Genomic DNA, 15,071 nt, shown 5'->3' with positions numbered 1-15,071 from the left:
AGCAGTATTAACGGGGCACCTCTAGAGTACAGGATTTTGAGTCAACGCATACCGAGGTTCACTTCTGTACCCATTACACCTCAGAATGCTATATTTAACACTTTTGCAAAAACCTATCCAATTGGCTGGGGCTTAAACTTAGCATCTTGATGTATAATGGATATGGATTCAATGATTTTTGGTGTGACAAAAATAAGTAACTCTTTGCGTTCCGCATGAGTTTGTTTGTTGGTAAATAACGCACCAAGTACCGGTATAGAACCCCAAAAAGGAATACGCTCGTGAATATGGCTGTTGCTTTCTTCATAAATTCCACCTAACACAATGGTCTCGCCGTTATTAACCAGAATTTGTGTTTGTACTTGTTGCGTACTAATAGCCGGAACGCCATTGACGGATAAAGCGCTAATTTTATCTTGATTCACGGTGAGATTGAGCAAAATTTTATTTTCTGGAGAGATCTCGGGAATGACTTTCAAACTCAATACGGCTTTTTTAAAGGAGATGCTCGTGGCGCCGCTAGAAGTTTTTTCTTGGTAAGGAATTTCCTGACCAGATTCAATAGATGCGCTTTGTCGATCTGAAGTAATTAACTCGGGGTTGGAAATGAGTTGTGCTCGGCCTTCGCGTTCCAGAGCGGATAATTCCATGTCTAGTAACGTGCCTTCACTGAGTTTGGCGATGGCTACGGTAAAATGTCCTATATCTTCTATGCTAAGAGGCATATCCATAGATAACTCTCCCGGTGGTTTAGTGGCAGTTGTGGTTGAAACTGTGCCAAATTTCAGCCCTAATTCTTCTACAGAATCTTCGTCGACATTGACAATGCGGGCAGCAATTTGTATTTGTCGCGCAGGAACATCCATATCATGCAGAAATAGTTTGATTTGTTGTAAATGCGCAATGTTGTCTCTAATCCATAAAGCATTCGTGCGGGTATCTGCTACAACACTGCCTTGTTCGGATAATAAATGGCTGTTTTTATCCTGCAACAAAACAGTTAGATCGGAGGCTTTAGCATAACTTAACCGAAATAAGGTGTTGTGGAGTGGTTGAGTTTCGATGTTTTGTTGTTCGAGAGTGGTCATTTCTTGCGTAGGTGCAATAAATAAAATAGTATCCTGTTCTTCTTTGCTTAACCCCTGCATGCGTAATATGGTTTTTAGCGCTTGATCCCAGGAAACATTTTCCAGTCGTAAGGTGATATTTCCCGCCACACTATCGCTTAAAATTAAATTCACTCCCTTAAATTCGGCTAATAGTTCTAATAAATCGCGTACTGGAATGTCGTGAAAATTTAAGGATAAATTATGATTTGGAGTAGGTGTCACGCCAGAGGCTAGTGCAGTATTCCCAAAACAGGTGATTGATAAAGTTAAAATAAAGACAGGGAATAAAAATTTTTTATATAAGGTTAACATGGAATGATTTTTCCATTATGAGTTAGGGTAAATTTAAAACAGTTATAGTAGGCAATATGGCCTGCTGATTAGAATATGTAGTCAATACGATTTTATCTGAAAAAATTCCCGTGATTTTTGCTTGTTTCTCACCTAGTGTTTCGCCTATTTTCAATTGATGTAAGCGCCCGTTTGAATCGAGAAAAATCGCGCGAGAATCATTTCCCAGTTGTAAAATTCCAGTTAACTTTAGCTCAGTTAAAGGAGGTTGACTAAAACTTAGGTCACGCATTTGATGTCCGCTCATCTCTTCGGTTGTTTTGACAAAAGGATCGCGAAGAGGTGGGGTTACGATGCTATGGTTTTCTGCAAAACAAAAAGTCTGAATTGATAGAGTAAGAATGAGTGTTAGCAATGTTCTTTTTATTACTGATCTGTTCATGGTTGGTTGGCTTTAGAATATAAATTGATGATTAAAGTTAATTGCAAGGTTTTTGGAGCAACATCATCACCTGTTGAAGGTAATGGCTTGATGCTGAAATCTCCTAAGGAATTTATCGAATCTAAGTGCGGCAGTTGTGAAAAAAAATCTTGTAGTTGTTGATAATGCCCGCTAGTAGAGACTTGTATGGGTTGGATCTGTAGATTATTTGCAGATTCCAACGGTAAGGGTTTTATCGTGTCAAACTCTAGGCGATTTTCATTTGCCAAGGCTACTAGTTGAGTTAATAAATGCGACAAACGTTGTGATTGTAATTTGTTAAGTTCAAATAGACCGGCTTTGGTTTGTTTGTTTTGCGTGATAGATTTTTCAGTACGAATAAGTTGTTGTTTATCGTTGAATTCTTTCGTTAGCTGGGTAATAAAAATTGCATTGTGGTGTCGCTGTGTATTCAGAGGCGAGTAGACGAACAGATAAAAAATCAAAGATAACGTAAGATAACATGCAGTGAAGCAAAAAAATTGCGTTGGTTTTGACCAAAATGTAATTTGTGAGAAATTTAAATTCAAGTGCAATTTATTAAAGTTCATAGAATTTTATTGTGCAGAATAGTTTTCATAAATTAATTCAAAATCAATTTCTGGATTTTGTGGGTCGGTATGCTTGGTTTCGGTGAGTTGTGGGTTCCCTGCAAATTGAGTCTCCAGATTTTTGAGTAATAAAGTGATTTCTGCGTGGGAGGCTGATTTTCCTGAAAAGCTCAAAGATTTATGGGTTTTTTGAATTTGTGTTAGATACAGGTTAGGAGGCATTTTTTGTCCGATGTCATGTAAAAGTTGCAATAGCGTCTGGTTGGTTTGTAATAGATTTTTTATATAGTTTGTTGTCTGCATTTGTTGCTGCAACTTTTTATGAATCACCAAATAATGTTGGTATTCGCCGGATAGTTGCTGGATGTGTTGTTGCAGTTTGCTAATTTCATGCTTTTGTTCTAGCAAAAACATCAATGATTTGGCTGATAAAACCGACCAACCCATGAGGATAAAGATCAAGCCCAAAATAAATAACCAATAAAGTCGGCGAATTTTTTGTTTATGGCGTGCTTCACGCCAAGGTAATAAATTCACTGTCATAGTGAACGCGCAGTAGGCATAGCCAAACCGATGCTCAACATAAATTCACAAGCGGGGTATGACGTTTTTTCAGCACTTTTGTATGACAGATACTCGAAGGGATCGACTACTTTACTCGGAATATGGGTTTCTTGTTGTATAGCGGCCATTAGACTGATGTCAGGGATATGTCCGCAAAGAGCCAAGAGGTCAATGGGTTTGTGTGACTCTGAATGATAGTAAAGCTGTAGCGCGCGCGTTATAAACGCTAGGATGCAGTTTTTACCTGTGTCCTTTTGAGTTAAAGATTTATTGTGTTCAGTAAGCGTATAGATGGGTGTTTGGTGGTCTGAAACTGTGAATAAAATTGATTCGCCATTGATATAAAGTGTGGCGATGGTCGCCGCTGTAGTCACAGTGGATTTACCCAAGCAATAATAGGCTGCCCGCTGTAGCGCATAGGAGTTGATGTCGACAGCTACAGTGGTCAAGCCAATTTTTTTTAGATTCGCAATATGATTGATAACAGGTTGTTTTTTAGCGGCTATCCATCTGATAGTCACCAGGTTCGGATCATTTTTAGAGGGACCAAGCCTTTCAAAGTCCAACAGCAATTCTTCTGCGGACTGATTAAAAATTTGGCTAATGTGGCTTTTTAGGTGGGACAGAATTTCCGCTTCAGTGAGGCTGGCATCCACTTCAATGACTTTGAAAAGAGCTGCAGAATGATCGATGGCTATCGCTGCAGATTTTATCCGGGTATTAGCGTTGGTCAAGGTTTGTTGCAGGATAGATATGATTTGTTCAGGGTTAGGTTCGTCAATGGGCAATGGTGCTCTGGCGTAGGTTTGTATTGAAAAACCCTGTCTATTGCGCGTAAGAGCAGTTATGCAGATAGCGTTGGAGTTGATGTCTATGCCGAGTAAGGCACGGTTCATTGGTTGTCTGGATAAAAACAGCATGGAAGTACCCTGATTCAAATGGAATGATATTGTTAAATGCATTTAATGACGGTTCAATACCGTAATTAATCTTCTCACCTTCCCTCAAATTGAAGCGTTGTGTGGCAGAGTACTTTAAAAATACTCAATTTTGATGAAGTGGCCCTGACCATAGCCACCTTGGCTGTTGCTACTTCGTGAAATTTCCCTTAGAATCGCAAATCCTTTAGCTTAAAATCAACGGAGTTACCCCATGCATGCGGTTATTATAAGTGGTGGGAAGCAACATAAAGTGGCAGAAGGCCAGCGCTTGAAGCTGGAAAAGCTGCCTAATGAAGTAGGCGATTCTATCGCTTTCGACCAGGTGCTTCTTCTTACCGACGGAGAAAATGTGACACTCGGCGCCCCTTACATTAAAGGAGCAAAAGTGAGTGCAGAAGTGATTAGTCAGGGTCGGCACAAAAAAATCAATATTATTAAAATGCGTCGTCGCAAACATTATATGCGTCGTCAAGGGCACAGACAGGATTTTACTGAGGTTAAAATTACCGGAATTACCGGTTAACAGTCCTGTAGTAACAGCATATTAGAGGTTCTAAAAATGGCACATAAAAAAGCCGGTGGTAGTACACGTAACGGCCGTGATTCTAATCCCAAGTACTTGGGAGTCAAAAAATTTGGTGATGAATGGGTGGCTGCCGGTAACATTTTAGTCCGTCAGCGTGGTACGCGTTTTCATCCAGGCGTCAACGTAGGATTAGGTCGAGATCACACCTTATTTGCAACCGTGGATGGTTTTGTCAAATTTGAAACCAAAGGCCGTTTTCATCGTACTTTTGTTTCTGTTGTACCGGAAGCAGGTGAAGAAGAGCGTCGTGCTGGTTAAGAGGTAGTATTGTTTAGATAGCCACATTTTCCTTGTTGGACAAGCCCTTAGCTGTCATCCTTCATTTTCCTCAGGATGACAGCCATTCCTGAATTCATAACTCCAATCCTCCTTATGAAATTTGTCGATGAAGCCTTTATTCGCGTAGAAGCTGGGAACGGCGGTAATGGCTGCCTGAGTTTTCGCCGCGAAAAATATATTCCCTGGGGTGGTCCTGATGGTGGTGATGGTGGTGATGGGGGCAGTGTGTTTTTGCGGGCGATCGAAAATATCAATACTTTGGCCGAATTTCGTTACCGCCGTGTTCATAGGGCACAGCGTGGCCAGGATGGTATGGGTAGTCAGTGCACTGGCAAAAGTGGCGAAGACCTCGTGATTGAAGTACCAGTTGGTACTTTGGTTTATGATGCAGATACTGATGAATTGTTAAATGATTTAACCGTGTCTGGCCAAATTATTTGCGTAGCCAAAGGTGGTCATCACGGCCTTGGTAATATCCATTTTAAAAGTAGCGTTAACCGTGCACCTCGAAGAACGACCCGTGGCACGGAAGGTGAGCAACGCAATTTGCGTCTAGAATTAAAGCTGCTGGCAGATGTCGGGTTGCTCGGCCGTCCTAATGCCGGTAAATCCAGTTTCATTCGCGCGGTATCGCAAGCACATCCTAAAGTGGCAGACTACCCCTTTACGACTTTGCATCCGCACTTAGGCGTAGTGCGTATAGATCACAATCACAGTTTTGTCATTGCAGATATACCCGGCCTAATTGAGGGCGCGGCAGAAGGCGTTGGCCTTGGGGTGCAATTCCTCAAACATCTGATGCGTACCCGCATATTGCTGCATTTGGTGGATATCACCGCTGCAGACGGCTTAGAACCGGTAGCGGCGATTCAGTCTATTTTAGAAGAACTGAAGAAATTCAGTCCCGAGCTCGCCACGCGTGAACGCTGGTTGGTTTTTAATAAAATTGATTTATTGCCTGCTGAAATGGTGGATGAGGTCTGCCGATCTATTGTTGAACAACTAGCCTGGTCGGGTCCAGTGTTTAAGATTTCGGCATTGAAAAAACAGGGCACGCAGCAATTATGTTATCAATTGATGTCAGCATTGTCTCTCGCAGACTCTTAAAATATTCACCTCTCCCCTTGTGGGAGAGATGAATATTTTAGCCCCTAATCTCGAAGCGCAAGGAGCAAAAAGCATTGATTAACATCAGAAAAAAATTCTCAAAAAACAGCGGTTTAAAACGCTTGATTTTATTCTGGTTAACTTACAGCTGCATAATGGCTGCAACAGCCACCCCCCATAATTTGCCGCCTGGCTTCGTATATCTCAAAGACATTGATCCTAGTATTATTCAAGATATACGCTATGCCGGATATCACAACTTTATTGGCCATCCTATCAGTGGTTATAAGGCAGCAGAGTGCATTTTAACTCGCCCCGCTGCAACAGCCCTAGCGCGAGTGCAGCAATCGTTAAGACCTTATTCACTTTCTTTAAAAGTGTATGATTGCTATCGACCGCAGCTCGCAGTCAATGAATTTATCAACTGGAGCCGTCTGCCAGCTTTGCAGCAAATGAAAGCGGAGTTTTATCCGCGGGTTAATAAGGCGGATTTCTTCAAGCTGGGATATGTGGCGTCAAAATCAGGGCACAGTCGCGGAAGCACGGTTGACCTAACGCTAGTTGCATTACCCTTGGCTAAACAGGAGCAGTACTTTCCTGGCCAGAAATTGCGTAGTTGTTTTGCGCCATATACGCAGCGTTTTAATGATGGCAGTATTGATATGGGCACAAGTTTTGACTGCCTTGACCCAACAGCACATTTTGCAAATCCAGCCATACACGGTAAAGCAGCGCAAAATCGATCATTTTTGAAATCTATGATGGAAAAGCAAAGGTTTGCCCCTTATGCAATTGAATGGTGGCATTTTACTTTGCAGGATGAGCCATTTCCTGATACTTATTTTAGTTTTCCGGTTCAGGCGGATGGCGCTAAGCCATAAATTGACATTCAATTTATTCGGCAATGCCCTCCAACAGGAAGGAGGAACTTAATGTAAAACTATCAGTATTATGAGGAAAGCACCAATTTTTTCAAACTAGCATTCAAGCGGCTCTTCAATCGCCCGGCTTTATTTTTGTGAAAAATACCTTTAGGCACCATTTTATCAATTTGTGAAAACGCACTTTTAACAGCAGTTTCTGCTTCGCTTTTCACGCCGGAGGCAATCGCTTTGCGGGCTTTTTTGAGATAGGTATACACTCTGGAACGCAGATTGGTGTTGCGGGCTTGACGTTTGATAGTTTGTTTTGCGCGTTTTTTGGCTGATGCAATATTGGCCACAGTTTGTACTCCGAAACAAGAATATTATTGGGTCGGTAAATATGCCGCTTTATGCGGCATTTGTCAATCGACCTCTGTGGGTGTGTAGCGGCAATTTAGTAATGTCACCTCTACCTGACCTCTACGACCTCTGCGGAATGACCTGATGAGTGTCGCTACATTAATTTTTTTGCTTGACAGGCTAGCTAACTCTATAAGACACTACAAAATTGTGCCTACCCTATTTTGCCTGAAATATGTATAAGCCCAACTTTATTCACCTAAAACTGACAACAAAACATTTTGTTATCAGTCTGACATGACATACCTGTTTTGTATAATTTGTTGGTAATTACTCGTTCCCTTTTAAAACGGAGAATTTGATGAAACAGGCAAAGTAAAAAAATCGTTATTTAAATAAAAAAGCTTCAAAAATAACAACTCATGAAATTTCCTCTAAAGGGGTACGCTTATGAATGAAGTTCTGCGTAATACACCATCTACTGATATACCTTTTATCCGTGCCGACCAATCCTTGCCTGAAATCACGATTAAAGCAGTGATTTTAGCTGTAATCATCACGGCAATTTTAGGCGCAGCTAATGCATATTTGGCGTTAAAACTCGGTCAAACCATCTCAGCGTCCATTCCTGCCGCTATCATTTCCATGGGCGCGTTACGTTTTTTCAGAAAGCACAATGTCTTAGAAAATAATATCGTGCAAACTGCAGCTTCCGCGGGTGAAGGTGTGGCCTCAGCAGTAGCTTTTGTATTACCTGCACTGCTCATGATAGGTTACTGGGATCATTTCCATTATTGGGAAACCATGCTAATCACCTTAGTCGGCGGCCTGTTAGGTGTGTTATTTTCTATTCCATTACGCCGCATTATGTTGAACTATCCTACCTTGAGCTTCCCTGAGGGTACGGCGATTGGCAATGTGCTCAAAGCCAGCGCCACCGGTAAGGCAAAAATGAAGCACCTATTGCAAGGTGGTCTGGTAGGTGCATTGATTAGTTTATTCCAGACTGGATTTAAGCTGCTATCTGAAATACTGCCGCTGTGGAATGTCAGTGGTAAAACCTTGTTTGGTTTTACCTTAGGTTTTTCACCCGCATTATTAGCTGCCGGTTTTATTGTCGGTCTGCAAGCTTGTGTGGCGATGTTGGTGGGTTTGGTATTGTGCTGGGGTATTGGTATTCCATTGTATTCACATTTTCATGGATTACCCCAAGCGACTAGTTATTATGATATGGCCATGAGTTTGCGCGCCGATCATATTCGTTATGTCGGTGTTGGTACCATGTTACTGGGTGGTTTGTGGACACTATTAACCTTGATTAAGCCCATTTTCCTAAGTCTAATCGCTTCTGTGCGCTCACTTAAGGAAGCACGACGAGGGAAACTCACAGGTATCGTTATCCCTCGCACGGAACGTGATATACCTATCACCTGGGTAGGCTTGGGCACAGTTGTGTTGGCTGTTTGTGCTTTCGCGACTTTCCAATATTTATTTGCTGGGAACTTTCAATCGAATTCATACCTCTATGGCGTGAGTTTTTTTGGTATGTTGTATTTACTGATTGTTGGATTTTTACTGGCTTCCGTCAGCGCGTATTTATGCGGGTTAGTGGGTGTTACAAATAATCCCTTATCAGGATTAATATTGGGTTCTATATTAATTACCTCATTACTGATGTTGCCGGTATTTGGACATATTATTCAGGCAAACCCAGCTGCTGCCAAATCAGTGATCGCTTCGGTGATTATTATTACTACAGTTACGGCGACAGCGGTGGTGATCTCTGGTGAAAATCTGCAGGATTTGAAAGCGGGTAAAATGGTTGGCGCTACGCCTTGGAAACAGCAGGTGATGTTGCTGATAGGTGTCATCGTTGCTTCGCTGGTAGTGGGTCCGGTATTGGAATTGTTATTTCAAGCTTATGGCATTGGTGGCGTTTACCCACGTCCTGGAATGAATCCGGCGCAGATGTTAGCGGCGCCGCAAGCAGGCTTGGTCGCTGCGGTATCGCAGGGAGTATTTGGTAATTCGTTACCGTGGGCGGATATTTTGGTCGGCATTGGTATTGCATTAGTGGCAATTGTGGTTGATGAATGGCTGAAAAAGCGCAACAAACGCTTGCCGATATTGGCTATTGGTATTGGTATTTATTTACCGCCCGAAATTACCAGTGCAGTTATTATTGGTGGTATTCTCAATTACGTCTGCAAGGCGCGTTTAACTGCGCGTTTTAATAAAACCCAAGGTGGGAGCGCGGATAAAACCTCCATGGAACAATTTTTTGAACAAGGCACTTTGTTAGCCTGCGGTCTGGTTGCGGGCGCTGCGCTGATGGGAGTTATATTAGCGGTACCATTTGTATTAAAAGGCAGTTCTGATGCATTACGGCTAGTAGGTGCTAGTTTTACCCCGATCGCAGATATATTGAGTGTTTTAGTATTGATATTGCTATGTGTTTGGTTATATAAAACCACCGTGGGAAGTAAATCTGAGAATTAAAGATAAATATATGCTTATTCTCCTGCGTGCCTCGCCCCATTTTTCAAAGGGGCAAGCAATTAAGCTATTGCGGATTTTCAAGGCTCAATACGCCGGAATTGTAATCATAAGCAAACAACTCTGCATAACGTCCCCAGTCTATAACGACTTCCAGCACTTCGCCTGCAGCCTCTTCACTTAAATGATCTTCCAGTTCTCGCAGAAAACGATCTTCAGAGGCGCGATGGCCAGGACGTTCATCCAGTACACGGCGAATATGACGGGCGAGTGGCACGTATTTCATTAAATGTGCGGCAAAGAGTTGTTTACGCTGCAGAATATCGGCTTCAGAAAATTGCCTGCCAGCACGGGTCAATTCAATATCACCTTTAGAAACGTCAGCAAAATGCAGAATTTCTAAAGCTTCAGTATTCAAAAACAGTTTGTCGACATCCAGATTTAAGTCTTTTGCCAGTTCAGGCAAATCGACTTTTTGTTGATAGTCAGGAGAGCTTAGGGTTTCTAAAAAACCCGTCAACTCAGAAACCTGTACTTTAGGCAGACGATAGCCGATGCCAGTGGGTTTGTGTTTGGTCAGGTCTTGCGCTTGGCCGATGGCTGTGGTCATCAGCATATAAATCTCATCGACGACTTCGCGGATTTTTTCATCTTCGTCGGAACGTGGGTGGGGGATATTCACTTTGATTTCACCGCGGATTTGGCCAGGATTACTGCTAAATACCAGGATACGGTCAGCCACTAAAGCGGCTTCTTGGATATTATGCGTCACTAGCAAAATGGAGCGGATATTGGTTTTTTTATCTTGCCAAAGATCCAAAAGATCGCTGCGTAGGTTATCAGCGGTCAAAGCGTCAAGAGCGGAAAACGGTTCATCCATTAATAAAACTTCAGGATTGACTACTAACGCGCGTGCAAAACCGACGCGTTGGCGCATACCGCCGGATAATTCTTTAGGGTAAGCAGACTCAAAACCATCAAGACCAATCACATCAATCGCTTCCAGTGCACGTGCTCGCCGCTCTGCGCGCGAGACACCTTGTGCCTCCAGCCCCAGCTCCACGTTTTGCAATACGGTAAGCCAGGGGAAGAGGGCAAAACTTTGAAATACCATAGACAGCCCTTTGACAGGACCAGAAATAGGCTGTCCCTGATAGACCACTTGACCGGTGGTTGGTCTGGTTAACCCGGCAATAGTGCGTAGCAGGGTAGATTTTCCCGAGCCAGATTTACCTAACAAGGCAATAATTTCTCCTTCATACAAGGAAAAATTTAAATTATCCAGCACCAATAAGTCTTGGTAATCACTTTTTTTGAAGGATTTGCATAGGCCAGTGATAGTTATAAGAGGAGTGGGAGAATTGGGGAAATTCACGTGGGATGCTCCGTGTTTTTGGCGATATGCTTGACGCATTTGAGTATAGCAGTTCTTGTCATAAATTTTTATTTTAAGCTGAATTATATCTAACTTCCCCCTCTTGTTTTATAGCGCGAGGGTTGTGAGTGAATGTAATGGATGTCTTTGAAATAGCAGGTCACCTGCATAAAAGAATCATGGTAAACGAACTGGTATTAAGATAATTTAAATCTTTCTACGGCTAATCTATATAAGGGACGCCATAGTACCCTGTTAATGGATAAGACATAAAGACACATAACCGCAATACCTAATGCCAGACGTGCGAAATCTCCAGAACTGGTCTGGTGGGTAATATAAGAGCCCAAACCGACAGCGCGCAATTCAGTATGACCCCAATGTACCACTTCTGCGATAATACTGGCATTCCACGCTCCGCCAGCTGCAGTGATGGCGCCAGTCACATAATAGGGAAAGATTCCGGGTAGAATCAATTTCCTCCACCACAACCAACCGCGCACATTGAGTGAACTTGCCACCTGACGTAAATCTTTAGGCAACGCATTCGTGCCAGCAATCACGTTAAACGCGATATACCACTGTGAACCCAGGATCATAAGCGGTGAAGTCCAAATATTGGTATCAAGGTGGAAGTTAACAATGATAATCACAGCAACCGGATAAACCAGATTGACGGGAAAAGAAGCTAAAAACTGAATAATAGGCTGAGCAAAATTGCTATAACGGGGGCGCAGTCCTATCCAGACGCCAAGCGGAATCCATAACAATGAACATAAAAAAATTAATATCAAGACTCTAAGCGCAGTAATAAAACCTAAAACAATCACATGCCCAATTTCAGCCCATGAAACAGTAGCCAGCACGAAGCGTGCTAAGATAATGACAGAAACCAATATAGCTACTGTCAGCAGCACATACCATAGTATAACTGCCGTCAATTGCCAGTGACTGGCGCGGTGAGTCCCCTGAATTTCTTGCCTGCGATGAGAGAACAACCGTAGGTTGATAAAACATTCCCACAATAGCAACAAAAATTTACCTATGGATTGCATCCATTTGGTGCGACGTAATAATTTGACAACCCAGGAATGTGTCTCAGGTTCCTCTCCTAGCTGTTCAAATTTAAATTTATCTGTCCATTCATTTAAGGGGCGAAATAAAATTTGGTCGTAAATTAGAATCACAATGAACATCGCAATGATGGCATAAACGACAGACCTCATATCTGCGTGCAATACGGCAAGCGCGATATAAGAACCAATACCAGGCAAAGTGATGTTTTGGTGGTTGACAGAGATAGCTTCGGAAGCCACTACAAAGAACCAGCTGGCTGACATAGACATCATGGCATTCCATAACAATCCGGGCATGGCAAAAGGTACATCTAAACGCCAAAATCGCTGCCACGCTGATAGTCTGAAGATATGTGCTGCTTCCACCAGATCCTCAGGCACTGTGCGCAGACTTTGGTAAAAACTCAAAGTCATGTTCCAGACTTGTGCAGTAAAGATGGCAAATATCGCCGCACATTCTGGTCCTAATAGACTATTGGGGAACATGGCGATAAATACCACAACGGTAACCGATAAATACCCTAAGACTGGCACGGATTGCAGTATATCGATTACCGGTATAATAAAGCGCTCAGCATGCGTGCTTTTAGCCGCCGCTGTGCCGACGATGAAGGTAAACAACAATGAGCATATTAGTGCTAAAGCCATGCGCAGCACGCTACGAAAAGCATAATAGGGTAAATCAGCGGGGTTTAGGGAAATATGGATGGGTTCGCCCAAATGATAAGGCGTGGCCATGCCTTTGGCGCCCCAAGCGAATAAAACGATAATCGCTAATACTAGGCAGATCGCAATAAAGTCCCAATAATTGGGATAGCTCCAGCCTTTCAGATCATTTTTAGCATAAGTCCATTTGGCGAAGATAGGCACGGTTTGGGTACTCTCTAAATAAAAACCTCACACCCCCTTTGAAAAAGGGGGAGAATCTTAGTAATTAAGGCATTTTCTCAGCACTAGCCTTAGCCGTACCCGTCACATAAAGCCACACACAAACCCCCAACAAACTAATCACTCCTAATGCATCCGCAATTGGCTTGAAATTATCCGAAACCAATTTAATCGCATTAGAACTACCGGCAATCACAAAAGGTATAGCCAGAATCACTCCCATTAATGCCGCTCCGGCTACCAAGCCACAAGCAAGCAGATTAGCCGCTTCCATCGAAGGTGCGTGATGCGCTGCGCCACCATTTTGTTTTCTCAACCGAGATTTGACTAACCAGGTCACCAGTCCGCCGATAATAATCGGAGTCATCACTTCCGGTGGCAGATAAATCGCCAACCCCATCGCCAAAGCCGGTAGACGTTGGCCTTTGGTTTTAAGCCATTCATCAATAATAATAGTGACTAAACCGACCCCTAACCCCATAGAGATATCAAACCAAGGCAAAGAACCACCAAATGCACCTTTAGCCACAGCTGCAATCAAGCTAGCTTGTGGTGCGCCTAACATTTGTGATGGATCCATGCCTGGATGAGGAAAAACACCACCCATACCATAGGCTTTAAATAACAATTCCATGACTGGACTGATTAAAAAGGCCGAAACGACAACACCCACTAGCAACATCACCTGCTGCTTCCAAGGCGTTGCGCCGACCATTTGCCCGGCCTTCAAATCTTGCAGATTTTCACCGGAGATGGCGCCAACAATAGCTACGACAGTGGTAATCAATAGCACAATCGCCACGGCTTCTGTCGTCATGCTGGGTGTGATATGCAAACCGAATTTAAACACCGGTACCAGAATAACCGAAATTAATAAAACTGAAATCAACATTAATCCTGATAATGGATTATTGGTCATTCCTACCAGGCCACCCATATAAGCACAAATAGAAGCCACTAAAAATCCACCCACCACAATATACACTGCACCGATCAAGCCAATACTATAACCAGTATGCCCAGTACCCATAGCTATCCCGCTAGCTTGTAGCGTATGTAGAATCATAAAAAACGCTAAAATGGCCAGAATCAGTGATCCCCAAACCAGGTAGCGTATAGAGATATCACGATCGGTACGTAGTATCGTTAACTTCTGGCCGCTTTTTTTCTCTTGTTTGAGTGCGCGTAATGGCACAATCAAACCATTGATAATGGGTTTCAGCAAGGTAATCAATGTCCACAAACCGCCGATCAGCATTGTGCCGACACCTACAAAGCGCAGATGGTGGCTCCAAAGATCCATGGCCATATCATAAGGCGTCGTATCGCCAGTTGGTAAACCATAGACATGTCCTAAAAATGGAATGCCAACTACCCAGCCAATAATGACGCCAACTAACAAGGTAATGGCCGTCTGTGTACCAATAATAAATCCGGCAGCGATAATGGCTGGCGAAAAGCCAAATCCGGTACCGTATACTAGTGATCTGCTACCCAAGAACCAAAATTGTAGATTATCCGAGCAGATCTGAAACCCAGTTTGGCACAGACTAATCAGCCCACCGACTAAGCCGCCCATTAATAATTTTTTTATCTGGCTCTGACCGGTGGCCGTAGCCTGCAGCACGCGACCTACAGCCGTACCTTCAGGAAAAGTCAGGGTAGGATAGTTCAACATCACGCGGCGCAAAGGAATAGAAATCAATACTCCCAATATGCCGCCGATAGCAATTAAAAACACCGTAGTCCAGTAGTCAAAGTGTTTCCAGTGTCCAATAATCAACAAACCTGGCAACACAAATGCCACGGCTGCCGCAATGCCTTCACCGGCTGAAGCTGCGGTTTGTACAATGTTATTTTCCAAAAGATTATAATTTTTAAACAAGCGCAATATGGCCATTGAAATCACAGCAGCCGGAATAGAGGCCGAGATGGTGGTGCCAACTTTCAATGCTAGGTATGCATTGGAAGCGCCTAGAACACCGGCAAGAATAATACTGAGGATAACGGCTTTAAAAGTGATTTCAGGTAAAGATTGGCTGGCAGGGATGAAGGGAGTAACTGAAGGGGTGGCAGAGTTTGGTGGCATAAGATACTCCTCTTA

14 protein-coding genes are annotated in these 15,071 nt (G+C 43.1%); 5 read left to right on the top strand and 9 right to left on the bottom strand.

Annotated features, from left to right (window positions below; all coding sequences use genetic code 11):
- Positions 1 to 113: 113 nt before the first annotated feature.
- From VHE99_12610 to pilM, 5 genes are read right to left on the bottom strand one after another with little or no spacing between them, the layout of a single operon-like run.
- Positions 114 to 1,421 (bottom strand): secretin N-terminal domain-containing protein, encoded by a 1,308-nt coding sequence (locus VHE99_12610; protein HVV69848.1) that lies wholly within the window; start codon positions 1,419 to 1,421, stop codon positions 114 to 116.
- Positions 1,422 to 1,443: 22 nt separating this feature from the next.
- Positions 1,444 to 1,842: a pilus assembly protein PilP gene (locus VHE99_12605; GenBank protein HVV69847.1), complete on the bottom strand. Its 399-nt coding sequence runs from the start codon at positions 1,840 to 1,842 to the stop codon at positions 1,444 to 1,446.
- Positions 1,839 to 2,432, bottom strand: a complete 594-nt coding sequence (pilO, locus tag VHE99_12600) for a type 4a pilus biogenesis protein PilO (protein ID HVV69846.1) — start codon at positions 2,430 to 2,432, stop codon at positions 1,839 to 1,841. The genes VHE99_12605 and pilO overlap by 4 nt, the downstream gene beginning before the upstream one ends.
- 6 nt (positions 2,433 to 2,438) lie before the next feature.
- Positions 2,439 to 2,975 carry a PilN domain-containing protein gene (locus tag VHE99_12595; protein HVV69845.1) on the bottom strand — a complete coding sequence of 179 codons (537 nt, stop codon included), beginning with the start codon at positions 2,973 to 2,975 and terminating at the stop codon, positions 2,439 to 2,441.
- A complete protein-coding gene (pilM, locus tag VHE99_12590) occupies positions 2,972 to 3,916 on the bottom strand; it encodes a pilus assembly protein PilM (protein ID HVV69844.1) in 945 nt (314 codons plus the stop codon). Before pilM ends, VHE99_12595 begins: the two co-directional genes overlap by 4 nt.
- Before the next feature lie 232 nt (positions 3,917 to 4,148).
- On the opposite strand from pilM, the gene rplU reads away from it, so the two are divergent.
- From rplU to VHE99_12570, 4 genes are all read left to right on the top strand, one after another.
- Positions 4,149 to 4,460: a 50S ribosomal protein L21 gene (gene rplU, locus VHE99_12585; protein ID HVV69843.1), complete on the top strand. Its 312-nt coding sequence runs from the start codon at positions 4,149 to 4,151 to the stop codon at positions 4,458 to 4,460.
- Between the two features lie 36 nt (positions 4,461 to 4,496).
- Positions 4,497 to 4,781, top strand: a complete 285-nt coding sequence (rpmA, locus tag VHE99_12580) for a 50S ribosomal protein L27 (protein ID HVV69842.1) — start codon at positions 4,497 to 4,499, stop codon at positions 4,779 to 4,781.
- A gap of 114 nt (positions 4,782 to 4,895) precedes the next feature.
- On the top strand, positions 4,896 to 5,909 hold the full coding sequence (cgtA, locus tag VHE99_12575; GenBank protein HVV69841.1) for an Obg family GTPase CgtA: 1,014 nt from the start codon (positions 4,896 to 4,898) through the stop codon (positions 5,907 to 5,909).
- A gap of 74 nt (positions 5,910 to 5,983) precedes the next feature.
- Complete coding sequence (locus VHE99_12570; GenBank protein ID HVV69840.1) at positions 5,984 to 6,790, top strand: M15 family metallopeptidase; 807 nt, start codon at positions 5,984 to 5,986, stop codon at positions 6,788 to 6,790.
- A 68-nt stretch (positions 6,791 to 6,858) separates the two neighbouring features.
- Here the strand turns inward: VHE99_12570 and rpsT are convergent, their stop codons facing one another.
- Positions 6,859 to 7,131, bottom strand: coding sequence for a 30S ribosomal protein S20 (gene rpsT / locus VHE99_12565; GenBank protein ID HVV69839.1), 273 nt, complete (start codon positions 7,129 to 7,131; stop codon positions 6,859 to 6,861).
- 451 nt (positions 7,132 to 7,582) lie between these two features.
- On the opposite strand from rpsT, the gene VHE99_12560 reads away from it, so the two are divergent.
- A complete protein-coding gene (locus VHE99_12560; GenBank protein HVV69838.1) occupies positions 7,583 to 9,631 on the top strand; it encodes an oligopeptide transporter, OPT family in 2,049 nt (682 codons plus the stop codon).
- A 64-nt stretch (positions 9,632 to 9,695) separates the two neighbouring features.
- On the opposite strand, the gene VHE99_12555 is transcribed toward VHE99_12560, so the two are convergent.
- The 3 genes from VHE99_12555 to VHE99_12545 all read right to left on the bottom strand — a co-directional run bounded on the left by VHE99_12555 (position 9,696) and on the right by VHE99_12545 (position 15,056).
- On the bottom strand, positions 9,696 to 11,003 hold the full coding sequence (locus tag VHE99_12555) for a nitrate/sulfonate/bicarbonate ABC transporter ATP-binding protein (GenBank protein HVV69837.1): 1,308 nt from the start codon (positions 11,001 to 11,003) through the stop codon (positions 9,696 to 9,698).
- 197 nt (positions 11,004 to 11,200) lie between these two features.
- Positions 11,201 to 12,949, bottom strand: a complete 1,749-nt coding sequence (locus VHE99_12550) for an ABC transporter permease subunit (GenBank protein ID HVV69836.1) — start codon at positions 12,947 to 12,949, stop codon at positions 11,201 to 11,203.
- Between the two features lie 64 nt (positions 12,950 to 13,013).
- Positions 13,014 to 15,056, bottom strand: a complete 2,043-nt coding sequence (locus VHE99_12545) for an oligopeptide transporter, OPT family (GenBank protein HVV69835.1) — start codon at positions 15,054 to 15,056, stop codon at positions 13,014 to 13,016.
- Positions 15,057 to 15,071: the final 15 nt, after the last annotated feature.

It is taken from the genome of Gammaproteobacteria bacterium (genome assembly GCA_035546635.1).
Classification (GTDB): domain Bacteria; phylum Pseudomonadota; class Gammaproteobacteria; order JAURND01; family JAURND01; genus DASZWJ01.
The sequence above is the reverse complement of the archived record's forward strand: the minus strand, read 5'-3'. Positions and strand labels throughout refer to the sequence as shown.